We start from the raw sequence: 25,591 nt of genomic DNA on the forward strand, positions 1-25,591 counted from the left end.
CGCACAACCGAACCGCAAGATATTGCGTGAATTAACCCGCTTTGCCCAAAGTATTGCTTGAATTTAGCTTATTCTGCGCGCGGAGGTGCCAAAGGCGCATCTGATGCAGATGGGGGCAACAAGGTGCTTGCATCTGGCAAAGCCGGTGCTGCTGATGTGGTGTCATCTTGCAGCACAACACCGTCTACAACCGAAGAACTTGCCGCATCGCGACGCGCCAAAACGGTCAAAGTGATCGATGTACAGATGAAGCCGATAGCAAAGATCCATGTGAGTTTGGTCAGGGCCGACGCCGCAGCACGACCGCTCATGACGTCACCGCCACCACCGCCACCCATACCAAGGCCGCCACCTTCGGAACGCTGAAGCAACACAATGCCAATCAAGCACAATGCAAGGATCAGGTGGACGATAAGGATGACGTTTTCCATGGAGAGGCCTTCGGATGAGTTCGATGCGGGTATTTAGGTAAAATGCGCGAGGCGCGCAACCCCTTGACCCTGCTCTAAGGCAAATGAGGTCAAACTTTTATTGATTCAAGGGGATGTTCCGCTAAATTTGTGTCGTTGGGACACAGTAGCAGAACGACGTGGATGCGTTTGCACGAAACCCACCGCCGATTGGATGCCACTGTTGCCGTGTTTTTTGCGGCTGCAATGTGCTGTATCATTTGGGTGCTTTTCAACAATGATATGCTCTTTGATTGGGCCTTTAAGCGGCATCAAAATACGTAATCTTGGCTTATGCGTCGGATCTTGGTCGTGCCGCTATGTTTAGCGGCATCGCATCAAATCCTGTCTGGCGTGATAATCAGTCTCTGTTTGTAAAAGGTGCAATTCTCGGGCTTGGGTTTGCGCGCAGGGCAGGTGAGCCTGCAAAAGATGCCGGTGGATGACACGCCGACAAAAGCACGCCCTTCGTAAGACGGGTCTCGTGCCACAAGAGCGGTGTAAAGCGTTTCGGAATCAGGCAGGGCAAATAAGGTCATGACACAAGCTTAGGGAGTGAAAATTACGCTGTCCGCCGAAAAACGGGCGTCAATTTCAGTCAATTGGTCAAATCAATTGCGGCGAAGCGGCATGATGTGCCCTTTTAAGGTTTCATCACAGCGCACCAATGGCTATACCGACGCGGGTTTCATCCAATCCAAAGGAATTAGGATATGGCAAACGTCGTCGTAGTCGGCGCCCAATGGGGTGACGAGGGTAAAGGCAAGATTGTAGACTGGCTTTCTGAGCGTGCAGATGTGATTGCACGTTTCCAAGGCGGTCATAACGCGGGTCACACGCTCGTTATTGATGGGACAGTGTACAAACTTGCTGCGCTGCCATCTGGCGTTGTGCGTGGCGGGAAACTGTCTGTGATCGGCAACGGTGTTGTGCTTGATCCATGGCATCTTGTGAAAGAAATCGCGTCTATTCAGAAACAGGGTGTGGATATTTCCCCCGAAAATCTGATGATCGCGGAAAACACACCGCTCATTTTGCCAATCCACGGCGAACTTGATCGCGCACGCGAAGAAGCCGCGTCGCAGGGCACGAAAATCGGCACAACGGGTCGTGGTATCGGGCCAGCTTACGAAGACAAAGTTGGCCGTCGCTCTGTGCGCGTTGCTGATTTGGGCGACGAGACGACGTTGATCGCTCATGTTGATCGTGCGCTGCAGCATCACAATCCGCTGCGCAAAGGTCTGGGCATTGCCCCTGTGGACCGCGATGCTTTGATTGCACAGCTGCAAGAGATTGCACCGCAGATTTTGCAATACGCGGCACCCGTTTGGAAAGTGCTCGCTGAAAAACGCAAAGCTGGCAAACGTATCTTGTTTGAGGGCGCACAAGGCGCGCTTTTGGACATTGATTTTGGCACATACCCGTTTGTGACTTCATCTAATGTGATCGCGGGTCAAGCCGCGACAGGTGTTGGCATGGGGCCTGGCGCGATTGATTACGTTTTGGGCATTGTCAAAGCGTACACCACACGCGTGGGCGAGGGACCTTTCCCTGCTGAATTGAACGACGCAGATGGTCAACGCTTGGGCGAACGCGGTCATGAATTTGGCACCAACACGGGGCGCAAACGGCGCTGTGGTTGGTTTGATGCCGTGCTTGTGCGCCAAACCTGTGCGACGTCTGGCGTGAACGGAATTTCATTCACCAAACTCGACGTTTTGGACGGTTTTGAGACACTGAAAATCTGTGTTGGCTATGATCTTGATGGTAAGACATTGGATTACTTGCCAACAGCGGCTGATCAACAAGCGCGCTGCAAACCGATTTATGAGGAAATGCCCGGTTGGTCTGAATCGACTGAGGGCGCGCGCTCTTGGAACGATCTGCCTGCAAATGCGGTGAAATACGTGCGCCGTGTCGAAGAATTGATTGGCTGCCCTGTTGCGATGTTATCCACATCACCTGAGCGCGAAGATACGATTCTGGTCACTGACCCGTTCGAAGATTGATAGACAAGGATTGATTGAGATGGCCCTATCCTACAAAGCGCGTCGTCGCGTGGCTCTTTTGGTGCTTGTGGTGGGGGTGCCTGTCTATATCGCGCTGTGTTGGAAACTCACCAGCTTGTTTGAGCGGCCATCGATTTTGGTCGAACTGGCGATCTATGTTGGCATGGGGTTGCTTTGGGCCATTCCGTTGAAATCGGTGTTCATGGGGATCGGTCAACCCGATCCAGATGAATAGCACGGTTTAAACGCTGTTCAGTGACTTATATCCAAAGAAAAAGGCCGCCCTATATGGCGGCCTTTCGTATGTCTGCGACTCAAGTCCGATTTAGCTGGCTTGTGCGTCTGGTTTAAACCGAGTGCCATCGGCGACAACAAATTGGCCCCGTTTGATTTTGCGAATTTTGCCTTGGCGTAAAAGCTGCCCAAAGGACCGCAAGCGGTCTTCTAAGGGGAGTTCTTCTGCCATGGCTTGGCTGGCCAAACGCATGATTTGCGGACGTGTTACAGTTTCACGGCCTTCAATAAAGTTTGAATAGGCCGCGGCGGCTTCAAGCACTTCACTCAAGTTTTCGGCGCCAACGGTTTCAACGTAATCAGCAAAATTTCCTGGGCCTTTTGGTGCCATAATTTGCGGTCTGCGCGTGGGCTGCGGCTGTGGTGCCTCAAGGTGTTCATTTTCTTGTATCGCAAGGGCGGCAGAAGACACGCGGCGCGGACGTACTGGGGTGATATTTGCGCCTTGCACGGTGTCAGGCTGCGCATCAATGCGTTGTTCCGAGACCAACATCAAAGGGGCAAGGCGGCGCTGGATGGACTTTGTTGCTTCACTTGGGTGACGCGGGCGCACCACACGGGCAAGATCTTCTTTGTAGGCGACGGCTTCTTCCGCATCTTTTTGTTCATCAGACAAGGGCGCGTCATTTTGCTCGGCGCGTGTTGCCGCCACAGCTGCTTTCAAATGCTGGATAGCGTTGCGACGACGTGTGTTTGCACCGTCTTCCATTTCGCGCTCTGCTGTGTCGAGCAGACGAGACATAGAGGCGTCTGAGGCATCAAAGATGTTGCGTGTTTCGTCTTCGTCATTTTCGTCTGAGATCTGTGTATCGTCTTCGTTTTCGGCAATCGTACGAAAGTCGTTGTCGCCAGCGGTCTCGTCAACAGTAGAGCCGTCATTAACAGGGATGTCATCAACAGGGGTTTCATCCTGCTGAGCAACTACATCATCGTCACGGCCTTGGTCGTCCGTATCTTGATCGTCTGAAATGATGTCCGCCGCGACTTCGATTTCCCCATCAGAGTCGGCGGTGACTTCTGCCAATTCGCGCATCAGCTCATCTTCGGCATCATCATCCAAAGACGATTCGCCAAGTTCCTTGCGCAAAAGTGCGGCCAAGTTATCTTCGTCGACGTGAGGCGCAGGTTTGACTTCATCCGGTGTTGTTTCGTCGTTCATTTTGGCTGCAAAGGCTGCGGGGTCAAAATCTTGTGCCTGTTCTTGTGAATCAACATTGGTTGCGTTTTCTGATACATCGTTGGCGTCTGAGCGGCGCATTTTAATCACGCGCGCTCGTACGCGACGCTGTGGATCAGGAACATCTATTGCAACTGGTTCGTCGACTTCAGGCGTAGCTGTCGCTTCGGCAATATCGGCTGCCAACGTTGTGTCGATGTCATGCAGGTCAGCAGTTTCGCCTGCGGGCAGAGATTGTGGTTCATCCGGCGTGTCTGCGTTTAGGGCGGATAGAATGTTGTCTATAGAATCGCTGTCGGAGGTTGTGTTTTCTGGGCTGTGCTCAAGCACTTCCTCAGCAACCTCAGCAACCTCAGCAACCTCAGCAACCTCAGCAACCTCAGCAACCTCAGCAACTTCGCTTTGTGCCAGTTCCGCTGCTGCGGCAGCTTTGGCTTTGGCCTGTACTGCAGCTCTCATCCGCTTTCTGCGTGCGATTTTGGCCGCTCTGCGTTCGGCGGCCGCTTTGGCTTGTGCTGCCAATTTTGCATCTGGTTCAGATGTCTCTGGTTGCGCAGACATTTCAGTATCTGAGATCATATCTGCGGCAGGGTCTTGTTTTTGAATATCCTGCGCGGGCTCAAAAGAATCCGTGGCATGTTGATCTTCGGCATATTCCGAGATGTTGCGCTGGGACACGGCAGCACGAATGCGTTCAAGTTTATCAGCGATTGAGGCCGTTTCCGCCGCTTGCACGGGGGCACCTGACATCAAGCTTTGTGGCGCGCGGATCGCATCTTGCGCGTCATCTTGTGTGGCATTGTGGCTGGTATCAGCATGTGCGTAGACCGCGTTGTCTGGTCCGCTGATATCTGGCTCATGCGCATCTGGTTGATTGAGGTCAGAAATCTGGGTGTTTGTCTCGTCTTGATCTTTATGGATCATGGATGCGGACAGAGTATCACCACCAATCGCGTTGGTTTTCGCCTTTGCAGCAGCTTTGCGTTTCAAGGCACGCGTATTGCCGGGTTTCCCAGCTTTTTTGGCCTTTTTCTTTTTGGATTTTTCAGATGGCGCGGCTTTGTGATCCTCGGAATGAGCGGGCTGAGCAGCCCCGCTCGATTGGGACATAAAAGATGTGTCTTCTGAGTCGGCATCGATTTGACGCAAAACAACGCCGTTGCCTTGCACTTTGGCTTCGACGCGACGCTGAATTTCCTTTTCTGCAATAGAATGCAGCATGTTGGCGTCTGGCGTCGGAGGTTCCGCGCCGAAGTAGCGGTCATCTGCCGCAAGGTCTCTAAAATACTCGGCAATGCCGCGCATCGTTGAGAACGGATCATCGAAACCTTCCAACGTACAGGAGAAGGTTCCATAGGATACCGTCAGGATTTTACTATCACTTACCATGCTTGACTCGCTTTCTGCTCTTGCTCAGCAAAGACATATTTACCATGAATTGGTTCGCAAATTGGCACAAAACCAAGAAAAGACATTGATTATTTCGTGTTCTAATTGTGGCAAGATGGTTAATGCCGCATAACCATTTTATGAAAAACACAGTCCTTTCATCGACAATCGGCGTTACTCTTCTTGGGGGTGGCAAGGTTGAACCTGCAACGCTTTCCCATGCGTTAACGCTGGCACCGCACTTGGTGGCGGCCGATGGGGCTGCGCAGACTGCGCTTGAATACGGGTATATGCCAAAGGCTGTGATCGGCGATTTTGACAGTCTATCGAGTGACATGCGCAAACAGATGCCGTCTGAAATTTTGCACCATATTGCCGAACAAGATAGCACAGACTTTGAAAAATGCCTGTCCCGCGTGGACGCTCCGCTTATTTTAGGTGTTGGGTTTATGGGCGCGCGGATCGATCATGAACTGTCTGTCTATAACACATTGGTGCGCTTTCCCGAAAAACGCTGCCTTATTGTGGGGGAGTATGACATTTGCCTGCACGCCCCGCGACAGTTGCGGCTTGAGCTTGAGGTCGGGACACGGGTATCGCTGTTTCCGCTTAAACCTGTGGCGGGTGCCAGCTCTGGTTTGTTGTGGCCGATTGAAAATATTGCCTTTGCGCCGGGGGGGCGGATCGGCACTTCAAATGAGGCAAGCGACAAAACTGTAGATTTGGAATTCTACGATGATGGCATGTTGCTGATTCTACCGCGACACACATTGCCACGCCTTTTGGATGCGCTGAACGTGCGCGTGGATTAGGCCGCAGATTTTGCGTGTTGAGACAAGACGTGTTCGCGGTGCACCAGATATAGCCCCGATCCGACGATCAGTGTCACCCCGACCCACGTGGCGGGGGACGGAAAATCGCCAAACACGAAAAATCCAATCGCCGTCGCAAAGGCCATTTCCGCATAGGACAGGGGAGCAATCGTGGCAGAGGGGGCAAAGCGCAAAGAAAACGTCAAGAACAGGTGCGATACAGTGGCCATAACCCCGATCGCTGCAAGATATATCCACATCCTGCCACTGGGCATAACCGCGTCAAACATGCCGCCTTGGCCTTCAAATATAAACAACAGAGGGATGGTGAACAGCAAAGCCAGCCCTGAGGTCGCTGATTGTAAAACGAGGGGCGGGTGCGTGCGCAATTGGCGTGTGACCAACATGTAAGCCGCAAAGAGAAACCCCGTGGCCAAAGGCAAAAGCGCGACATAGCCAAAGGCCAAAATGCCCGGCTGTACAACAATCATAGCCCCTAAAAACCCCACCGCCGATGCAATGATGCGGCGCGGACCGACTTGTTCGCCCAAGAACACCCAGCCCATAAACATCAAGATGAAGGGCTCTATAAAAACGATGGCCAAAGCATCGGCCAAAGGCATAACACTGACGGCCCAAACAAAGGTGATCGTGGATCCCAAAGTGAATATTGCGCGCAGGGCCAAAAGTCCCCAGTCACGGCGCGAAATACGCCAACTCAACCCTAAAGACAGCGCGATGGGCAGCACAATGGCACCTTGCACCACATAGCGTGCGACAGCGATCTGCCCTGTGGGGTGAAATTCGGATGCGATTTTGGCACAGGCATCCATCAGCGGTGCCGTGGCCGTAAAGGCGAGCATGCAAAGGATGCCCAAAATTATGCGATCAGTGTTCATTTGGCAATTAGAGCCACACAAGATCAAATCACAAGTGGGGTTTTACGCATTGGGCCGTGTTAGGATGTACAGGGCCGCTGCAGACATGCACAGGGCTTGGATCACAAGGATCTTGATCGGCGCAGCAAACACAATCGCTGCCCCCAAAGTGAACCCCATCATCGACAGAGCCAAAAGTTTGACCCTAGGCGCAATCGAACCTGTGTCTTCCCAATTTTGAATGGGCGGGCCAAGTGTGGGGTGTGAGATCAACCAATGGCGAATACGTGGCGATCCTTTGGTGAAAAAGAACGCTGCCAGAATAAGAAACACAGTTGTCGGCATCACGGGCAAAACGGCCCCTATTATACCAAGTCCGACACATATCCATCCCAGAGCTAGGTGCATAAATTTTTGAAGGGTTTGATGGGGGCGGGCCATTGGTTTTACGGTATCCATCTGTGTAGCGTGAACGACATGTCTTTTTGCTGGGTATAGATGTGCAAAACTGCGTTTACCACACCTGTGGTGCCGCTTTGCTATTTCAAGAGCGATGTGCCTATTTCTGGACTGTTTCACCCTATCACCACGTGGAACTGCCGCTTATAAGGGCATCGATTCCATCTGCGCCTGAACTGGGCCAGCCATCCTTTTTTGCTCGTGCCCGTGATTGTTCATAGACGCTGGGCGCATATAACCTCGGAGAGCCGCCCATGTCTGACACTCTTTCCCCGATCGACACCGCTAAATTTGTTGCCGCCAAACGTGCAGTTGAGTTTGTCGAAGACGGTATGAAACTTGGGCTGGGCACAGGGTCCACCGCCTTTTGGATGGTGCGACTTTTGGGCGAAATGGTGCGCAATGATGGCTTGAAAATTGTGGGCGTGCCCACGTCAACCCGCACCGCAGAATTGGCCCGTCAAGAAGGCATCAAAGTGATCTCGCTGGATGAGGCCAAATGGCTTGATCTCACCATCGATGGGGCGGATGAATTTGATGCAGAGCTGAACTTGATCAAAGGCGGCGGTGGCGCTTTGTTGCAAGAAAAAATCGTGGCCACAGCATCAGATCAGATGATCGTGATTTCAGATGTGTCCAAACAGGTCGACACGCTGGGCGCGTTTCCTTTGCCCGTCGAAGTGATCCCCTTTGGCTGGCAGACCACCAAAGCGTTGATCGAAGAAACATTGGTATCGATGGATGTGTTGGGGCAGCGGACCACGTTGCGGATGAATGGAGCCACACCTTATGTCACGGATGAAGGTAATCATATCATTGACTTGCATGTGCAGCGCATTGGCAACGCGCGTCAATTGGCGTTGATCCTTAATCAAATCCCGGGCGTTGTTGAAAACGGTTTGTTCATTGATATCTGCGATGTAGTGGTCATTGGTCACGGCGATGGGCGTGTTGAAACGCATGATATCAATTCAGGCGAAACCACAGAAGGCTTGGTGCACTTTGCGGAAAACGAAAACATCTTTTCCGACATGGGTGATTAAAGCACACAGATGCGCCGCGCCTAAATATTGCAGCACGTCACGGAAAGTTATGCCCCGCAGGTCTCTGCGGGGTTTTGTTTTGGGTGCGCTATGATTACATCTAGGACCAAGTTTAGAAATATTCCAAATTGGGTGATGACAGATGGCTTTTGACTTTGATCTCTTTGTAATCGGTGGTGGTTCTGGCGGTGTGCGCGCTGCAAGGCTTACAGCGGCAGGGGGCGCGAAAGCGGCCTTGGCCGAAGAGTTTCGCATGGGCGGCACCTGTGTCATTCGTGGTTGTGTGCCCAAAAAGCTAATGGTCTTTGCTTCACAGTATTCTGGTGCCGCCAAAGAGGCCGCCGAATATGGTTGGGATATTTCCATCGGCGATTTCAATTGGGCGTCTTTCCAAGAGCGCTTGTCAGCCGAACTGTCACGTCTTGAAGCGATCTATACTAAAAATGCGGGCAATGCGGGTGTCGAGATTTTCCACCAACGTGCCACTGTTAAAGATGCGCACACGGTTGTTTTGGCCGATGGCACAGAAATCACGGCGAAACATATCTTGATCGCCACAGGCGGCACGCCATTCGTGCCCGACACTATTCCTGGTATCGAACATGCGATCACCTCTAACGAAATCTTCGACATCCCTGAATTGCCAAAACGCATCTTGATCGTTGGCGGTGGTTACATCGCGTCTGAGTTTGCTTGTATTTTTAACGGTTTGGGCACTGAGACCTCGCAATACTATCGTGGTGCGCAGATTTTGCGCGGCTTTGATGACGAAGCGCGCGGGCATATTGCTGAACTGATTGCTGAGCAGGGCGTGAACCTGCATGTCGGCACCGATGTGGAACGCATCGACAAAAAAGACGACGGGCTGCATGTCAAATCCACCGATGGTAAAACCAAAGTGTTTGATGTGGTGCTCTACGCGACAGGCCGCACGCCCAACACCAATGGGCTAGGACTTGAACAGGCGGGCGTTACACAGGGGCGCGCGGGTGAAGTTGTGGTCGACGCGTACAGCCAAACCAATATCCCCTCGATCTATGCCGTGGGCGATGTGACGAACCGTATTCAATTGACGCCTGTGGCAATCCGCGAAGCTGTGGCCTTTCATGAAACCGTGTTCAAAGGCAATCCAATGACGCCGGATCACGCCAATGTGCCGTCTGCGATTTTCACTCAGCCCGAATATGGCACAGTTGGCCTCACCGAAGAGCAAGCGCGCGAAGACGGCCCTATCGAAGTGTATTCCGCAGCGTTCCGCCCAATGCAAAATGCGTTCATCGGCAAAAACGAACGGGTGATGTTTAAACTTATCGTGTGTTCCAACACGCGCAAAGTGCTGGGCTGTCACATCATCGCGCCTCATGCTGGCGAAATGATTCAATTGGCGGGAGTCGCTGTAAAAATGGGCGCCACCAAGGAAGATTTCGATGCCACAGTGGCGGTGCATCCGACCATGGCAGAAGAGATTGTGCTGATGAAAGAGCCTGTGCGGGTCCACAAATAGGTCCTACGTCAAAGTATTGGCGAATATATTGTGGAAAAACACACAATTGCAGTGCGCCAGTGCGCGCTGCCCTTGAAACCTGCCCATAAAAAGAACATTTTAAACACGAGCAATGACCTTGGGCGATATCGCGCCCCAGTGTCATAAGTTTTTGAGAGAGGAAGAGACCTAAATGGCCAGCAACAACGGCGGACCATGGGGATCAGGCGGCGGCGGAAATCGCGGCAACGGATCTTCGGATAATGATCGCGAAAAGCCTACAGGCGGCGATCGTCGTCCAGGCGGCAATCAAACCCAAATCCCTGAGATTGACCAGATGCTCAACAAGGGCAACGAGTATCTTAAGGTTCTGATGGGCGGCAAAGGTGGGGGCAATGGCTCTGGCTCCGGTGGTCCAAGCGGGCAGGGCGGAGTTCCTAAGGGGCTAATCGCACTGGGTGTTGTTGGCGCAGTTGGCATTTGGTTGTTCAGCTCGTTTTACACTGTGCAAACCGAACAAAACGGTGTTGAGCTTTTCTTAGGTCAATATCACCGCACTACAACCGAGGGTCTGAAATTTGCCCCTTGGCCGATTGTGACCCACGAATTGGTCAATGTAACAGGGCAACGCTCTGAAAGCATTGGTACGGTATCCACGGGTGATGATGGCTTGATGTTGACCACGGATGAAAACATCGTGGACATCGATTTCCAAGTTGTTTGGAACATCAACGATTCATCCAAGTACCTGTTTAACCTTGCATACCCACGCGAAACTGTGCGGGCTGTGTCTGAATCCTCGATGCGTGAAATCATTGCGTCATCAGAACTGTCTCCAATTTTAAACCGCGACCGTGGTTTGATTTCGGACACCGCTAAAACACTGATCCAATCCACGTTGGACGATCTGGATGCTGGTATTTCTATCGTGCGTGTCAACCTCGATAAAGCCGATCCGCCAGAAGAAGTGATCAACGCGTTCCGCGATGTGCAAGCTGCCGAACAAGAACGTGACCGTTTGGAACGTCAAGCTGATGCCTATGCCAATACTGTAGTGGCGGGCGCACGTGGTACATCTGCGCAAATCCTTGAAGAGGCCGAAGGTTATCGTGCCCGCGTCGTCAACGAAGCTCAGGGTGAAGCATCGCGTTTCACAGCTGTTTTGGGGGAATACCAGAACGCACCAGAGGTGACACGCAAGCGTCTGTACCTAGAAACCATCGAAGAGGTTTACAGCGGCATTGATAAAATCATCTTGGATGAAGGTGCCGAAGGATCTGGCGTTGTGCCATATCTGCCGCTCAATGAACTCAAGAAAACAGCGGGGACAAATTAATGAATAAGCTTCTCGTAAGTGCCATCGGCCTCATCGTGATCGCCTTTTTGGTTTTGTCTTCTCTGTTCATCGTGGATGAACGTGAAAAAGCTTTGGTCATTCAGTTCGGTCAAATTAAAGCCGTTAAAGAAGACCCCGGCTTGGCTTTCAAAATTCCATTTATCCAAAGCGTAGAATACTACGATGACCGGATTTTGTCGCTTGAAACGGCAGAAACCGAAGTGACGCCATCTGATGATCGTCGCCTCGTGGTAGATGCTTTTGCACGCTACCGTATTGTTGACGTGGTGAAATTCAAACGCGCTGTGTCCACAGGCGGCATGCGCAAAGCCGAGGTCGATCTTGAGGGCATCCTCATTGACCGTATTCGTGCTGTTTTGGGTGCGGATGGTGTGACATCCAACACGATCCTTTCAGCTGAGCGGACTGTCTTGATGGATCAAATCACCGAACAAGCCGATGCGCGCGCAGCTCAGTTGGGGGTCGACATCTTGGATGTGCGTCTCAAGCAAACCAACCTGCCAGAGCAAAACTTGGACGCGACATTCGCACGGATGCGGGCGGAACGTGAACGTGAAGCTGCTGATGAGCGAGCGCGTGGTGAAGAAGCGGCCCAACGTGTACGGGCACAAGCCGACCGGACTGTGGTCGAACTTGAATCCATTGCACGTCGCCAAGCGGAAATCGCCCGTGGTGAAGCCGATGCAGAGCGCAACCGTACCTTTGCTGACGCTTTTGGTGCTGACCCCGAATTCTTTGAATTCTACCGGTCTTTGAACGCGTACCGTGCTGGTTTGACTGGGGATACAACCACTATGGTGATCTCGCCAGAGTCTGAATTCTTTGACTACTTGAAGTCTTCAACAGGCAAGTAACCCCAAAAACACAATTCATTCTAAGGGCCGGTGCATGCATCGGCCCTTTTATTTTGCCATTTTTTTATCAAACTCAGACATATCAAATGGAACAAACAGGGAAAAGTTGACCGTTTTTCCCACTTTCACATTTCACACTGTGATCACATGCTCTTGAATGAACGCGATTGACATTGAGTTGCGGCGTATCGTGCTTATCTTTACCCTTGACGTTAGAGTTAAGCGGAGCGCGAAAAATGCGATCGCGCTCATCACGGAGGAAAGAGTCCTATGACCAAGGCAATAGCCATTCCATTTAACAACCATGCGCGAGGCACCGATTTACGGATGCTGTTCGTGGGGTTCGTTGGCGCGCTTGCGCTGCTGCTGCAAGCAGGTGCCGCTGATGCACGCGGTGCACCGGAAAGCTTTGCGGATCTGGCGGAAAAGGTCAGCCCTGCGGTTGTGAATATCACGACAACGACAATCGTCGAAGCCTCAACCGACACCGCTCCAATGGTGCCAAAAGGTTCGCCATTCGAAGATTTTTTCAAAGACTTCATGGACCGTGGGGGCAATGACGGCAATCGCGCGCCACGCCGCAGCAATGCGCTTGGGTCCGGTTTTGTCATTTCCGAAGATGGCTATATCGTTACCAACAATCACGTGATTGAAGGGGCCGACGAGATTGAAATCGAATTTTTTGAAGGCGGCACATTGCCCGCCACACTTGTCGGTACTGATCCCAAAACAGACATTGCAGTGCTGAAAGTTGAAAGCGACAAACCACTGAAATTCGTCTCTTTCGGCGACAGTGATGTGGCACGAATGGGCGATTGGGTGATGGCTATGGGCAACCCGCTTGGCCAAGGTTTCTCAATCTCCGCAGGCATCGTGTCCCAACGGGGCCGCGCGCTGCAAGGTGCGTATGACGACTACATCCAAACCGATGCGGCGATCAACCGTGGTAACTCTGGTGGTCCGTTGTTCAACATGGACGGCGAAGTGATTGGCGTGAACACTGCGATTTTGTCCCCCAATGGCGGCTCTATCGGCATCGGCTTTTCTATGGCGTCCAACGTCGTGAAACGCGTGACTAGCCAATTGACTGAATTTGGTGAAACACGCCGTGGCTGGTTGGGTGTGAAAATCCAAAACGTCTCAGAAGATGTCGCTGAAGCTATGGGTCTTGAAGCGGCCTCAGGGGCTTTGATCACCGATGTACCAGATGGGCCATCCAAGGATGCAGGTATCGAAGCTGGCGATGTTATCACATCATTTGACGGCAAAAACGTCGAAGACGCCAATGCTTTGGTGCGCACCGTGGGTGAAACCGAAGTGGGTAAAGCCGTGCGTGTTGTGGTGTTCCGTGATGGAAAAACCAAGACACTGATGGTCACATTGGGCCGTCGTGAAGATGCTGAAAACGTGGCCTTTCCAACAGCCGACGTCGAAGAAATGACCCCAGCGCCAGATGAAACATTGTTTGGATTGACTGTGACTCCTTTGACAGACGAGTTGCGCGAACAGCTTGGTGTTGTGAACGGCACCGATGGTTTGGCTGTGGTTGATGTTGATGAAACATCCGAAGCCTTCACCAAAGGACTGCGGTCTGGCGATGTGATTGTCGAAGCGGGACAAGAACCAATTGCCAGCGCCGATGATCTGAAAACGCGCGTAGACGCTGCACGTGAGGCGGGTCGCAAAACGGTTCTGTTATTGGTGCGCCGCGCAGGTGAGCCACGGTTTGTGGCTCTTGGTGTAGACGAATAACAACTCACACCGTGTGATTTGAAAAGCGATTAAAAAAAGGGCGTCCCGCGGGGCGCCCTTTTTGCATCTGGGCCGTCGTGTTTTGTTACGGCGTCCGCGGCTGTGCTATCAAGCCAAGCTTGCGGGCCGCGGCCAACGACAACACGTCACTGTCCAGTCCTTGCGCTTTTTGATAGGCACGAATGGCGCGGCGTGTGGCGCGATCCAACTTGCCTGTAGTGGGGCCGCTATAAACCTCGCGTACGGCCAAAGCGCGCTGCACAGAGCTGATAAACTCAGGCGTCAACGTTTCAGAACACGGCGTTTCAAACCACAATTCTTTGCGCTCACGCACGATTTCTTGGCGGGTTTCAGTACGATACGTCGCAGGATAAGACACAGAACCATCGGCATTGACTTGTGGCGGTTGAACCAGAACTTGTTCGGTCACAGTTTCCACGATCGCAGGGGTGGTGTGTCGCCCAAAACACGCATTTGGATCGGCGCCAGGTGGGGCGAATGCCGTTTCGTAAGCGCGTACGATATCATCTGTGGGCGGGGTCATTTGACACGCCGCAGTCCCCAAAAAAACCGTAAGAGCCGCGCATAGACGCAGGGCGGGGCGCGCAGTGTGAGGTGGGACCTGTAACATGTTTTCGCACGTCCATTTAGGATCATTCGGCAAATCATAGCGCTAAAATGACCTTGGTGAAAGCGCCGACTGCCGTGCGCGTCTGTGTCACCGCAATGCGCCCTTTTCATGCGGGCTTGAGCACTATAGTTTCTGCGCAACTTTAGTTGACGAAAGATAGGATTCCCGATGGCAAAAATCACTTACATCGAATTCGGTGGCGCAGAGCATGTCGTTGACGTGCCAAATGGTCGGACCGTTATGGAAGGCGCGCGCGACAATGGCGTGCCGGGCATCGATGCGGATTGTGGTGGCGCTTGTGCGTGTTCCACGTGCCACGTTTATGTTGCCCCAGAATGGGTGGACAAATTGGACCCTATGGATCCGATGGAAGAAGACATGCTTGATTTCGCCTTTCAGCCAGACCCAGCGCGGTCGCGTTTGACGTGCCAGATTAAAGTCACTGACGCTTTGGAAGGCTTGGTTGTGAACCTGCCTGAAAAACAAATCTGATGTGGCTTGGGGCCGTCGTCATTGCGGGCACGGCCCTTGTTGCCGCTCCGGTTTTGGCGCAAAATATTGTGTCAGCACAGTATCTTGAACCAACGGATGTTTACGGACATGGCGCGCTTCAAGACGGGGAATATGCCCGCTTGCAGGTGGGGCTCAGCGATGGGACAAATCTCAGCCTGACTTATGATGATGCAGTGTTCGAAGACATCGCGCCGCGCTTGCACGATTTTGATAAAGACGGTGCACCCGAAGTTGTTACTGTTGTGTCAACATTTGACGCTGGTGCGCGCATCCAGATTTTTACGCTACGCAAGGGCGCGCTTGTGCCTTTTGCATCAAACTTGCCCATTGGCACGCGCAATCGCTGGCTGGCCATCGCGGGGGTCGCTGATTTTAACAATGATGGGATTGATGAAATCGCCTATGTGGACCGTCCACATTTGGCCAAAGTGCTGCGCATTTTGCTTGTGAGTGTTGAAGTAACTGGGGGGGCACTCTCGGAAGTTGCCTCCAAGACCGGCTTGACCAATCACCATCTTGGCAGCGCGATGATTGAGGGCGGTGTGCGAGATTGTGAGGGACAGATTCCTGTAATTTTGACCGCAAATTCCAATTGGCAAACCATCGTCGAGACACAGCTGCAAGACGGCACATTGCACAGCACAAGCGTCGCGCCCTATGTGGGGCCTGATAGCTTTACGCGATTTTTGGCCTGTGATGACAGGTGATGCGCTGGATTGCGCAAGTTGCACATGATTTTGGGCTGGCATTCTGCGCCCCTTATGGCAAAACGCTCTGACGTAATAAATTCAAGGAAGACGCCCCATGACCTCTCATGTTTTGACCGTAACATGCCAATCCAAACGCGGTATCGTGGCGGCAATTTCTGGTAAATTGGCGGAACTCGGCTGCAACATCACCGATTCCGCGCAGTTTGATGATCCGGGCACCGGACAGTTTTTCATGCGGGTGAGCTTTGTGTCAGAGCAAGGCCATAACGAGGCTGCGCTTGAGGCAGGCTTTGCCCCCGTTGGGGCTGATTTCGATATGAACTGGGCGATGCATGACGAGGCCACAAAGATGAAAGTCATCTTGATGGTGTCGCGCTTTGGCCATTGTTTGAATGATCTATTGTATCGTTGGCGCATTGGCGCTTTGCCGATTGATATTGTTGGTGTGGTATCCAATCACATGGAATATCAAAAGGTTGTGGTCAATCACGACATCCCATTCCATTGCATCAAAGTGACCAAAGAAAACAAACCGCAAGCCGAAGCCGCGATCATGCAAGTGGTCAAAGACACTGGCGCGGAATTGATTGTATTGGCGCGTTACATGCAAATCCTATCTGATGATATGTGCCAAGCCATGTCGGGCCGCATCATCAATATTCACCATTCTTTCTTGCCATCTTTCAAGGGTGCGAACCCGTATAAACAGGCGTTTGAACGGGGGGTGAAACTGATAGGTGCGACCGCGCACTACGTGACTGCTGATCTAGACGAAGGTCCGATTATTGAGCAAGATACAGTGCGGATCACCCATGCCCAAAGTCCGAATGATTACGTGTCATTGGGCCGTGATGTTGAGGCTCAAGTGCTGTCACGTGCGATTCATGCCCATATTCACCACCGCGTTTTCATCAACGGCAATAAGACGGTGGTTTTCCCTGCAAGCCCCGGAAGCTACGCATCCGAGCGGATGGGGTAAGCGTTGCGCGTCATGTTGAACAGATGTGCTGCACCCAGCTGTGAAATACAAAAAGACGCACCGTTCGAGCGCGCCTTTTGACTTTTCGGAACCCACCGTCGGCTTTTACCGTCTGAATCATTCAGTGTGTCGGGTTTTCCCCGATTGGTTCTTAGGTCTTTGTAGTGAATTAACCTTAACAATCTGTAAATGAAACCACACATCACAGGGTCTTTTGCGTATTTTATGTATATATGAATGCACAAAAAAACGCCGCTCATGTGTGTAAGCGGCGTCTATTTTTGATCAGTTTGGGTGGTGTGATTTACAACGCGCGCCAGCCGATATCTGTACGGTTGAACCCTTCAGGCCAGTCGATTTGATCGATCATCGCATAGGCCGCATCGCGCGCCTCAGCTAAGCTTGCGCCCCGTGCCGTCACATTCAAAACACGTCCGCCATTGGCGACAATTGCACCGTCTTTTGATGCTGTGCCAGCATGAAATACCATGCGATTGCTGTCAGCAGAAATTGCATCTAGACCTTTGATGACTGTGCCTTTTTCATAAGCGGCGGGATAGCCCTTTGCGGCCATGACAATGGTCATCGCATGGTCATCTGCCCAATTGACTTGGGCCTGATCCAACGTTCCTTGGGCTGTGGCAATCAGTAAATCAAGGGCTTGAGCGCCCAAACGCATCATCAACACCTGACATTCAGGATCGCCAAAACGGCAGTTGTATTCGACCAAGCGCGGCTGACCGTCTTTGATCATAAAGCCCGCATACAGCACACCTTGGTAGGGCATGCCGCGTTTGGCCATTTCCGCCACGGTCGGTTTGACGATTTCGTCCATCGCTTTTTGAATGATGCCTGCGTCCATCACGGGGGCAGGGGAATAGGCGCCCATGCCGCCCGTATTTGGCCCTGTGTCGCCGTCGCCGACGCGTTTGTGATCTTGCGCAGTGCCCACGGGCAACACGTTTTCGCCGTCACACAATATGAACCAAGACGCTTCTTCGCCGTCCATGAATTCTTCAATCACGACTTCTGCGCCAGCCGTGCCAAATTCGCCGCCGAACATGTCGTCCACGGCATCCAGCGCCTCTTGCAATTCCATCGCCACAATCACGCCTTTGCCTGCGGCCAGACCGTCAGCTTTGACCACAATTGGCGCGCCTTGGGCACGGATGTAATCTTTGGCTGCTGTCGCATCGGTGAAATGCCCGTAGCCTGCAGTTGGCGCACCAGAGGCATCACAGATCTCTTTGGTGAAGCTCTTTGATGCCTCAAGCTGTGCTGCCGCTTGTGAGGGGCCAAAGGTCAACACTTCGGCGGCGCGCAACACGTTGGCCACACCCGCAGCCAAAGGTGCTTCTGGTCCGATGATGACAAATTCGATGGCGTTTTCTTCGACAAAGCTCAACACGGCATCGCCATCATTGATGTCAAAGTTGGCGCATTCGGCAATCGCGGCGATGCCAGCGTTGCCAGGGGCGACGATCAGCTTGTCACATTTAGGGTTTTGCAAGACCGCCCACGCCAATGCATGTTCACGTCCGCCAGATCCGAGAATGAGAATGTTCATCGCGCCAATTCCTATGCTTCACCTTTTGTTGTTGGCGTTCTAAGGTCTGGCCCAAGCTGACACAAGTGTAACAGACGATCAAACAAGGCGCGCATCTCTCTATGTCTGACCTTTTCGAAGATGAAGGCCCTCAGGGCACCTCAAATGCTCCTGAATTCACGGTGTCCGAGCTTTCGGGCGCGGTGAAAAAGATTATCGAAGGCGAATTTGGATTCGTTCGGGTTCGTGCTGAGGTGGGCCGTGTATCGATGCCGCGCTCGGGTCATATGTATTTTGACCTCAAAGATGATAAAGCCGTGATCAACGCCGTGTCTTGGAAAGGCCAAGTCGCCAAAATGGACGTGCGCCCCGAAGAGGGGATGGAGGTCATTGCCACAGGTCGTATGACCACATTTCCGGGTGGGTCGCGTTATCAGTTGATCGTCGATAGCATCGAACCCGCAGGGGCTGGCGCTTTGATGGCGATGCTGGAAAAGCGTAAAAAAGCATTGGCGGCTGAAGGTCTGTTTGATGCGGATCGCAAACAACCAATTCCGTATCTGCCCGAAGTGATCGGCGTTGTGACGTCGCCCTCTGGGGCTGTGATCCGTGACATTTTGCACAGGCTGCGGGATCGTTTTCCGCGTCATGTGCTTTTGTGGCCTGTTGCCGTGCAGGGGCAAAATTGTGCCCGTGAAGTGGCCAATGCGATTGAGCAATTTAATGCAATGCCTGTTGATGGCGCTATTCCTCGTCCAGATTTGTTGATCGTTGCGCGGGGCGGTGGGTCTGTCGAAGACCTATGGGGTTTTAACGAGGAAGTCGTGGTGCGTGCTGCCGCAGCATCCAAAATTCCACTGATTTCGGCGGTGGGTCATGAGACCGATACAACCCTGATTGATTTTGCCTCAGACATGCGTGCGCCAACCCCGACGGCTGCGGCGGAAATTGCCGTGCCTGTGCGGCGCGAATTGTGGGTGGCGATCCAAGAACAAAAGGGCCGTATGGCGCGGGGGTTGACCCAAGGGTTAGAGCGTCGCAGACAGCGCCTGTCCGATTTAGCGCGTGTCATGCCAAACAAAGACCGACTTTTGGATGGCCCACGTCAACGCTTTGATCAAGCCGAACTTCGGATGAATCAGGCGTTGATGGAAGGCGTTCAGAAACGCAAACTGCACCTGTCAGAAGTCTCGGCAGGGCTGCGACCCGCCAGTATACGTCGTGCCCTACAAGTCAAATCTGACAAGATGAATGACCTGTCAATTCGTCTGCACCCTGCTCTCGTGGCGCGAAATATCGATGCCAAGCGCGAGCGATTTACCCAAGTGTCCGAGCGTCTTGTGCGTGCAGCGCGCAGTCAAGAACAGCAACGTCAGCAAAGACTTGAACGGCTTGAGGCCATGCGTCAAGCGATGGGATATAGGGAAACATTGCGGCGCGGCTATGCCGTTGTACGCGATTCCAAAGATGGCGTTGTCACCTCAGCTGCAGAGGCGTCGCGTATGTATGAGGTGGAATTTGCCGATGGACGTGTGGCATTGGACGGCAGTGTGAGCCGTTCTGTTGCAGCACCTGTGGTGAAAAAAGAACCCCCTAAGCCAAAGTCAAAACCAACAAAAAAATCAGACACGGACCAAGGGTCTTTGTTCTAAAGTGGGACCTCTAAGGTAGAGTTTTAGGAGGGGTGTTTTAAACGGGGCGTGACGTCACGCTCAGACACCTAGGCCTGGTGCCATGCAGGCAAGTGGGCCGTCAGTGGCCCAAGCTTCGTATAATTCGGTGCCATTATCACCGTTGAAAATAGCGCGTAGCTTGTTGTGTTCTAAAAAGAAATTCCAACATTGCGGCGCTGCGCCATCTTCGTAGACGAAACAAATGTTGTCGTCTTTTTCATACCAGACACCCTCTAGGCAGGTCTCTTCGTCGAACGCCCAACGCACACGGTTGTTGGGCAAATATTGCTCTGCGCCATAGGCTTCGCCGTTTTCAGCATAGGTCAGGGTCTTGCCCGTTGCGTAGGCATCGAACTGCGCCCCAGACAGCGGTTCGGCTGCAGTGGCAGATGTGGCCGCAAGCAAGACAGGGGCAAGCATAAGGGGGCAATGTTGTATCATTTTGCAATCATGCCATCTGAATACGCTTCAGGCGAGTCACATTATTACTAAATTACTAAAGGGTTAATGGGCTTGTTAAAACGTTAATCGGCAAACCAAAAGGGAATGCGGCACAGGCATTTCAGCAAGGGGCCCGAGCATTGAAAACCTTGAGCTCTGTCCGTGTTTATCATGTTCAGGGCGGCGAAATCACTGTGTAAATCTTTCGCAAAAGGTTTGTAGCCCTTCCATCTACAAAGATTCGGCATTAAGTCTGCAAAATCTGGAAAAGGTGGGTGTGTATGTCGCTCTTTGGAAAGCTCAAAAGTCGATTGCTCAAAACTTCGTCCAAGTTGGACGTAGGACTTGATGCGATTGTACAAGATACATCGGCGGATGACGCGTCTGCGCTTGCGCCAGATGCGGGGCTTTCGCCTGAGCAGGATGCGCCCAAGGTTGAGCAGCCATCCCCCGTTGAGCCAGCGATCGTAGATACGCCAAACGATATCTCAATGCCCGTCTCGGAACTGGATGTTGAGACTCCCAATACTGAAATTCCACACGATGATCCTGCTCCGCGCGCGGACCTAGATATCGCGCCTATCGCGGACATTCCCACTGCGGCCCCTGATCCTGCCAAAGGCAGCAAGCCGGGCCTTTTGGGGCGGATGCTTGGGCGCACCGCCAGTCCCGCTGCGCCGCGTCGTGCGCTGGATGATCAGATGCTTGAAGAGCTGGAAGAATTGCTGATCACCACAGATATGGGCGTTGAAACCTCGATGCGTGTGACTGCGGCCATGGCCGAGGGACGTTTTGGTAAAAAACTGTCCGCACTTGAGATTAAACAGCTTATGGCCCGCGAAATTGCGCGCATCATGGAACCTGTCGCTGTGCCGATGCCGCTGTACCAAAAGACCCCGCAGGTGGTTTTGGTCGTGGGGGTCAATGGCTCAGGTAAGACCACGACAATCGGTAAACTGGCGTCGCAGTTCCGCGCGGCGGGCAAAAGCGTTGTTATTGCTGCGGGCGATACATTTCGCGCGGCGGCTGTCGAGCAATTGCAGGTCTGGGGGGAGCGGGCTGGCGTGCCTGTTTTGACCGCCCCCGAAGGATCTGACCCTGCGTCTTTGGCGTTTGATGCGATGACACAGGCACAAGAATCCGGTGCGGATCTGCTGATGATCGACACTGCTGGACGTTTGCAAAATCGTGCGGATTTGATGGAAGAACTGTCAAAAATTGTGCGTGTTATTCGCAAAAAAGACCCCTCAGCGCCGCACAACACTTTGTTGGTGCTGGATGCCACCACGGGGCAAAACGCACTTAACCAAGTTGACGCCTTTCAAAAGCTGGCCGATGTGTCGGGGCTTGTGATGACCAAGCTTGATGGCACAGCCAAAGGTGGTGTTTTAGTCAGCCTTGCCGATAAATTTGGCCTGCCTATTCATGCCATTGGCGTGGGAGAGCAGATCGATGATCTGGCGCCATTTGATCCCGAAGATTTTGCCGCGGCCCTGACGGGGCTGGAGGAATAATGCTCGAAATTTGTAAAGCTATTGGCCCTGAAAACTGGGTGTCTCAAGGGGACGCCATTGCGCGTCGCGAAGCCATGCAGGACATTTTCTTTGATTATGCTTTGTGTCCAGAGCAAACCGAAGAAGAATGGCCCGAAGATCGCCAACTGTACTCTGAAATGGTCGTTGTCGATGGCTCGCGTTTGGTGGGGACCGCGATGTTGGTGCTCGATCCTGAGCGCGAAGACATTCAACTGCGGGTGTTTGGCGTTGGGCTTTTGCCCGAATATCGCACCGATTTCATCATCAGCGCGCTTGAAGAGCAGCTGATCAAAGACAGCTATCTGGATGACAGCGTGCCATTTATCGAAGGAGCGGATGGGCGTTTGATCACCAATCCCGCCGCCGATATCGAAGGCATCCCTGCGCGGCCTCGCCGTCTTGCAGCCTAAAGGGCCCCAGATTGAGCAGTTGGATCATCTCACTTGAAGGAACAGAACTGGGCCATCATTTGGCTTTGGTTCTTGCCATTTCTGCCGCCATTTTGCATGCGTTTTTCGGCGCATTGCAAAAAGGACGTCACGATCCGTGGCTGTCACGCGGGGCGATGGATTTTTTCTATGGCCTGATTGCGGCGCCTTTCGCATTGTTTGTGGTGCCATGGCCCGAACCACACATGTGGGTGATTTTCGCGGGTATGTTTGTAATCCACACCGCTTACAAAGTCGCCCAAGGCTATACCTATTCAAAAGGCGCATACACGGTCGTCTATCCTGTGGTACGAGGCACTGGGCCATTGTTCACCGTGATCGGTGCGGGGATCGTTTTTGGTGAACATTTCTCTGGCGTCCAGTGGCTTGGCGTTGGCGTTTTGGTGTCGGGCATTTTTGGTTTGGCGGTGTACAATCTGCGCACCATCACCGTGGGCCGCGAGACCATGGTACCCGCTTTAATGTTGGCGATTTTAACGGGCGGATTTGTGGCGCTTTACACGACCTATGACGCTTACGGAATTCGTGCGACCGCCGATCCGTTTACGTTTTTGGCATGGTTCTTTTTCATTGACGGTTTTGTGATGCCTATTGCCGCGTTCGTGCGCTACAGGGCGATGCCCCAAAAGCCCGATCTTATTCCATTGATGAAACGTGGATTCTTGGGCGGTATAATCGCATATTTTTCATTTGGTTTCATCATGTTGGCGACCAGACTTGATAATGTTGGTGAGGCGGCAGTGTTGCGTGAAACATCGACTGTCTTTGCCGCTTTGATTGGCTGGTTGGTGTTGAAAGAAAAGGTAGGGCCACGTCGCTTGGCGCTCATGGCTTTGATCGCTCTTGGTGCTGTGATAGTGGAAATGGGCGGATAAGGTGAAGGACCGGACATGTCAGAAAAAAACGTGAAGCCATGGGTGAAAATGACGCTTGAAATGGGGCCTATCTTGGCGTTTTTCATTGGCTTTGTTTTGCTCAAAGATCGTGAATTTGTCGTCGGAGGGCAAACCTATACAGGGTTCGTCGCCATGACAGCTTTGTTCATTCCGTTGCTGGCCGCGTCGACGTTTGCTTTGTGGCGTCTCACTGGCAAATTGTCCGCGATGCAGATCATGACCCTGGTTTTGGTAACTGTCTTTGGCGGGCTGACGATTTTCCTGAACGATGAGCGGTTTTTCAAAATGAAACCGACAATGATCTACACATTGTTTGCGGGGATTTTAGGATTTGGCTTGCTGCGCGGGCACAGCTATCTGCGCGTGGTGATGGGGGAAATGATGCCCATGGACCATACTGGTTGGATGAAGCTGACATTGCGGGTCACCTTGCTTTTTGTCGGGATGGCGATTGCCAACGAATTGATCTGGCGCAGTATGTCGACCGAGACTTGGGTGAAGTTCAAAACCTTTGGATTGCCGCTTGTGATGTTCGGCTTTTTCATGTCGCAATCAGGCTTGCTGGCGCGTCATGCCACCCAGCCTGAAAACGATGACCCTCTTTAAAACCCTGCGAACGGTATTAAAGTCCGGCAAAGGTATAAGGCAGATAGGCGATAGCCAACGCGGCTTTTCCGGTCAGGTTTGCGCCCTCAATTAGCAAATCTTGACCCGGAGATCCGGCGATAATGCGTTCCGTCAAGACGCCTGAATTGATCATTTGCAACAGCGCGGGCGAGGACGCATAGGTGTCGTGTTTGAGAAAATCACGCGATGCAACGTCGGTCACATCAATGACCAATACACCCAATCGCCGCAAATCTTCGATGTTTTGCGTGTTGCCGACGCGCGGGTGGCCTCCGGTTAAAACAGACGAAAGGCGCAGCGCGCGATCTTTGTCCGAGGCCAAAACAGCGACAAAAAAGGACTCAATATCCAGATCAGACATCTGACTGCGAAACACGTCGACATCAATGTCGGGTTGCGCCAAAACTAGCCCATCCAAACGCGACAAGGTGGGGGTGTCCCCCTCTAACGACAGTCGCTTAAGGGCTTCCATCGCTAACAATCCGCCCATGGAGTGCGCGAGTATAGTGATTTTGCGTGCTTGTGTGCGCGCAAGTGTGGCCAATGTATCGGCCAAAGCTGAGCGTGCAAATAGAGCACTGTCACGGTCGTAGGCGTAGCGCGAAATGCGTCCAGCCGAGGGCCAGCTGAACAAAACCAAAGGCATGTCCAGTCCGAAATCCGTAGAAATCTGCGCTGCACGAAACACGGCGGCGGGGTAGGACACGTTGTAACCATGCACAAAGACCAAAAGATTGCCGTTGTTGCCCGGCGCTGTGCTGATATTGGCGTTTATGTCCGATATGAAATCGCTGGGCTTATCAAACTGCTCTGTGCGGGCCACATAAAACTCGCGCTCAGGATCGAGACTGCGCTTGGGAAAGGAAAATGACCCAGGTTTACGCTTTGACGGAATTGAAATGTCGTAGCTCATAAACGTGACATCGTCGGTGCGTCCCTCGATAAATTGCACTTGGGGATCAGGCACCATGGTGCGATTGGTCGCGACCAAGACAGAGCGCGTGTTCGGTTCGCCAACAAAAGGAGCGGTCAACAATTTGGGCGGAGCAGCGCAGGCCGAAAGCCCCGTTGCCCCGAGTCCTAAAAGCCCCAAGGACACATCGCGCCGTGTGAGTACCGTCATTGTTTGAGCGTCCTTGTCATCAAATATTATGGCTTTCGGCCAAACATGTTCTTTTGGGCGTCTTTGTCTTTTGTTGTATCTGTACGTCGGTCTGATCCCAAGGCACGGCCTTTTATGATTGCAGGGCGCGCGCCAACTGTATCGAGCCAGCGGGCCATATGAGGTTTGTCATCCAACGTTTGTTGTTGACCATCCCACAAGCTTGCCCAACCCCAAATTGACATATCAGCAATTGAATAAAAATCACCAGCGACAAATTCAGTTTTGGCAAGTTGGCGATCCAAAACGCCGTAAAGCCGCGCAGTTTCGTCGCGGTAACGGTCTTTGGCGTAGGGCAAATCTTGAGGCGGGTCCATGGCAGGGGCTATTTTCAAAAACTCAGGTGCAAACTGATCGCCTGCGCCGATGTTGATGTAATGTGTGATGTAAGGTTGGTCCAACTCTTCGAGCATGATTGACACTTTCCAACCGTTTGGTGTGGGCCAATAATATAAATCAATGGGTTTGGACAT

General features: G+C 52.6%; 25 protein-coding genes and 1 pseudogene. 16 read left to right on the plus strand and 10 right to left on the minus strand.

The genetic code is table 11. From position 1 onward, the window contains the following. Positions 1–68 precede the first annotated feature (68 nt). Entirely contained in the window at positions 69–431 is a 363-nt protein-coding gene (gene secG / locus BM025_RS08125) for a preprotein translocase subunit SecG (protein ID WP_085849369.1), read from the minus strand. Positions 432–823: 392 nt separating this feature from the next. Beyond that, positions 824–988 (minus strand): annotated as a pseudogene (locus BM025_RS08130) (Ada metal-binding domain-containing protein); the annotation flags it as partial. A 174-nt stretch (positions 989–1,162) separates the two neighbouring features. Between BM025_RS08130 and BM025_RS08135 the strand changes: the two are divergent. Both BM025_RS08135 and BM025_RS08140 read left to right on the plus strand, forming a co-directional pair. Beyond that, positions 1,163–2,458, plus strand: a complete 1,296-nt coding sequence (locus BM025_RS08135) for an adenylosuccinate synthase (RefSeq protein WP_085849368.1) — start codon at positions 1,163–1,165, stop codon at positions 2,456–2,458. A 19-nt stretch (positions 2,459–2,477) separates the two neighbouring features. Continuing rightward, entirely contained in the window at positions 2,478–2,693 is a 216-nt protein-coding gene (locus tag BM025_RS08140) for a DUF2842 domain-containing protein (RefSeq protein ID WP_085849367.1), read from the plus strand. 90 nt (positions 2,694–2,783) lie between these two features. Here BM025_RS08140 and BM025_RS19175 read toward each other — a convergent pair whose 3' ends face one another. Beyond that, a complete protein-coding gene (locus BM025_RS19175; protein ID WP_090875303.1) occupies positions 2,784–5,318 on the minus strand; it encodes a hypothetical protein in 2,535 nt (844 codons plus the stop codon). 140 nt (positions 5,319–5,458) lie between these two features. Between BM025_RS19175 and BM025_RS08150 the strand changes: the two genes are divergently transcribed. Next, positions 5,459–6,130, plus strand: coding sequence for a thiamine diphosphokinase (locus BM025_RS08150; RefSeq protein WP_085849452.1), 672 nt, complete (start codon positions 5,459–5,461; stop codon positions 6,128–6,130). Here BM025_RS08150 and BM025_RS08155 read toward each other — a convergent pair. Both BM025_RS08155 and BM025_RS08160 read right to left on the minus strand, forming a co-directional pair. Next, complete coding sequence (locus BM025_RS08155) at positions 6,127–7,029, minus strand: DMT family transporter (RefSeq protein ID WP_085849365.1); 903 nt, start codon at positions 7,027–7,029, stop codon at positions 6,127–6,129. The two genes, BM025_RS08150 and BM025_RS08155, sit on opposite strands and share 4 nt — an antisense overlap. A gap of 42 nt (positions 7,030–7,071) precedes the next feature. Continuing rightward, positions 7,072–7,449: a YbaN family protein gene (locus BM025_RS08160; RefSeq protein WP_085849364.1), complete on the minus strand. Its 378-nt coding sequence runs from the start codon at positions 7,447–7,449 to the stop codon at positions 7,072–7,074. A 272-nt stretch (positions 7,450–7,721) separates the two neighbouring features. Here BM025_RS08160 and rpiA point away from each other — a divergent pair, with 272 nt between their 5' ends. The 5 genes from rpiA to BM025_RS08185 all read left to right on the plus strand — a co-directional run bounded on the left by rpiA (position 7,722) and on the right by BM025_RS08185 (position 13,956). Continuing rightward, positions 7,722–8,510: a ribose-5-phosphate isomerase RpiA gene (gene rpiA / locus BM025_RS08165; RefSeq protein WP_085849363.1), complete on the plus strand. Its 789-nt coding sequence runs from the start codon at positions 7,722–7,724 to the stop codon at positions 8,508–8,510. Positions 8,511–8,652: 142 nt separating this feature from the next. Beyond that, a complete protein-coding gene (gene gor / locus BM025_RS08170; protein ID WP_085849362.1) occupies positions 8,653–10,014 on the plus strand; it encodes a glutathione-disulfide reductase in 1,362 nt (453 codons plus the stop codon). Between the two features lie 172 nt (positions 10,015–10,186). Beyond that, positions 10,187–11,329: an FtsH protease activity modulator HflK gene (gene hflK / locus BM025_RS08175; protein WP_085849361.1), complete on the plus strand. Its 1,143-nt coding sequence runs from the start codon at positions 10,187–10,189 to the stop codon at positions 11,327–11,329. Then, positions 11,329–12,204 (plus strand): protease modulator HflC, encoded by an 876-nt coding sequence (gene hflC / locus BM025_RS08180; protein WP_085849360.1) that lies wholly within the window; start codon positions 11,329–11,331, stop codon positions 12,202–12,204. The genes hflK and hflC overlap by 1 nt, the downstream gene beginning before the upstream one ends. Before the next feature lie 270 nt (positions 12,205–12,474). Then, positions 12,475–13,956 (plus strand): Do family serine endopeptidase, encoded by a 1,482-nt coding sequence (locus BM025_RS08185; protein WP_085849359.1) that lies wholly within the window; start codon positions 12,475–12,477, stop codon positions 13,954–13,956. An 85-nt stretch (positions 13,957–14,041) separates the two neighbouring features. Here the strand turns inward: BM025_RS08185 and BM025_RS08190 are convergent, their stop codons facing one another. Next, positions 14,042–14,500: a peptidoglycan-binding domain-containing protein gene (locus BM025_RS08190; RefSeq protein ID WP_170842157.1), complete on the minus strand. Its 459-nt coding sequence runs from the start codon at positions 14,498–14,500 to the stop codon at positions 14,042–14,044. Positions 14,501–14,755: 255 nt separating this feature from the next. On the opposite strand from BM025_RS08190, the gene BM025_RS08195 reads away from it, so the two are divergent. The 3 genes from BM025_RS08195 (at position 14,756) to purU (ending at position 16,789) form a co-directional block, all read left to right on the plus strand. Then, a complete protein-coding gene (locus BM025_RS08195; protein ID WP_085849357.1) occupies positions 14,756–15,079 on the plus strand; it encodes a 2Fe-2S iron-sulfur cluster-binding protein in 324 nt (107 codons plus the stop codon). Further along, positions 15,079–15,807 carry an FG-GAP repeat domain-containing protein gene (locus tag BM025_RS08200; RefSeq protein WP_085849356.1) on the plus strand — a complete coding sequence of 243 codons (729 nt, stop codon included), beginning with the start codon at positions 15,079–15,081 and terminating at the stop codon, positions 15,805–15,807. The genes BM025_RS08195 and BM025_RS08200 overlap by 1 nt, the downstream gene beginning before the upstream one ends. 97 nt (positions 15,808–15,904) lie before the next feature. Further along, positions 15,905–16,789 (plus strand): formyltetrahydrofolate deformylase, encoded by an 885-nt coding sequence (purU, locus tag BM025_RS08205; protein ID WP_085849355.1) that lies wholly within the window; start codon positions 15,905–15,907, stop codon positions 16,787–16,789. A gap of 304 nt (positions 16,790–17,093) precedes the next feature. Here purU and purD read toward each other — a convergent pair whose 3' ends face one another. Then, on the minus strand, positions 17,094–18,356 hold the full coding sequence (purD, locus tag BM025_RS08210; protein ID WP_085849354.1) for a phosphoribosylamine--glycine ligase: 1,263 nt from the start codon (positions 18,354–18,356) through the stop codon (positions 17,094–17,096). A gap of 101 nt (positions 18,357–18,457) precedes the next feature. Here purD and xseA point away from each other — a divergent pair, with 101 nt between their 5' ends. Beyond that, on the plus strand, positions 18,458–19,987 hold the full coding sequence (gene xseA, locus BM025_RS08215; RefSeq protein ID WP_085849353.1) for an exodeoxyribonuclease VII large subunit: 1,530 nt from the start codon (positions 18,458–18,460) through the stop codon (positions 19,985–19,987). Positions 19,988–20,047: 60 nt separating this feature from the next. Here xseA and BM025_RS08220 read toward each other — a convergent pair whose 3' ends face one another. After that, on the minus strand, positions 20,048–20,449 hold the full coding sequence (locus tag BM025_RS08220; RefSeq protein ID WP_090875305.1) for a hypothetical protein: 402 nt from the start codon (positions 20,447–20,449) through the stop codon (positions 20,048–20,050). A gap of 281 nt (positions 20,450–20,730) precedes the next feature. On the opposite strand from BM025_RS08220, the gene ftsY reads away from it, so the two are divergent. Genes ftsY through BM025_RS08240 form a run of 4 tightly spaced genes read left to right on the plus strand, consistent with a single transcriptional unit; the run spans position 20,731 to position 23,935 of the window. After that, the gene (ftsY, locus tag BM025_RS08225; RefSeq protein WP_085849351.1) at positions 20,731–21,963 is read left to right on the plus strand and encodes a signal recognition particle-docking protein FtsY; all 1,233 of its coding nucleotides are present in this window, start codon (positions 20,731–20,733) and stop codon (positions 21,961–21,963) included. Further along, positions 21,963–22,394: a hypothetical protein gene (locus tag BM025_RS08230; protein WP_085849350.1), complete on the plus strand. Its 432-nt coding sequence runs from the start codon at positions 21,963–21,965 to the stop codon at positions 22,392–22,394. The genes ftsY and BM025_RS08230 overlap by 1 nt, the downstream gene beginning before the upstream one ends. 11 nt (positions 22,395–22,405) lie before the next feature. Continuing rightward, complete coding sequence (locus BM025_RS08235) at positions 22,406–23,308, plus strand: DMT family transporter (protein ID WP_085849349.1); 903 nt, start codon at positions 22,406–22,408, stop codon at positions 23,306–23,308. A 15-nt stretch (positions 23,309–23,323) separates the two neighbouring features. Then, the gene (locus tag BM025_RS08240) at positions 23,324–23,935 is read left to right on the plus strand and encodes an inner membrane-spanning protein YciB (protein ID WP_085849348.1); all 612 of its coding nucleotides are present in this window, start codon (positions 23,324–23,326) and stop codon (positions 23,933–23,935) included. Between the two features lie 16 nt (positions 23,936–23,951). Here BM025_RS08240 and BM025_RS08245 read toward each other — a convergent pair whose 3' ends face one another. Both BM025_RS08245 and BM025_RS08250 read right to left on the minus strand, forming a co-directional pair. Next, positions 23,952–25,079 (minus strand): alpha/beta hydrolase, encoded by a 1,128-nt coding sequence (locus BM025_RS08245; RefSeq protein ID WP_085849347.1) that lies wholly within the window; start codon positions 25,077–25,079, stop codon positions 23,952–23,954. 26 nt (positions 25,080–25,105) lie between these two features. After that, entirely contained in the window at positions 25,106–25,591 is a 486-nt protein-coding gene (locus tag BM025_RS08250; protein ID WP_085849346.1) for a glutathione binding-like protein, read from the minus strand.

This window comes from Pacificibacter marinus, assembly GCF_900109555.1.
GTDB classification, from domain to species: Bacteria; Pseudomonadota; Alphaproteobacteria; order Rhodobacterales; family Rhodobacteraceae; genus Celeribacter; species Celeribacter marinus_C.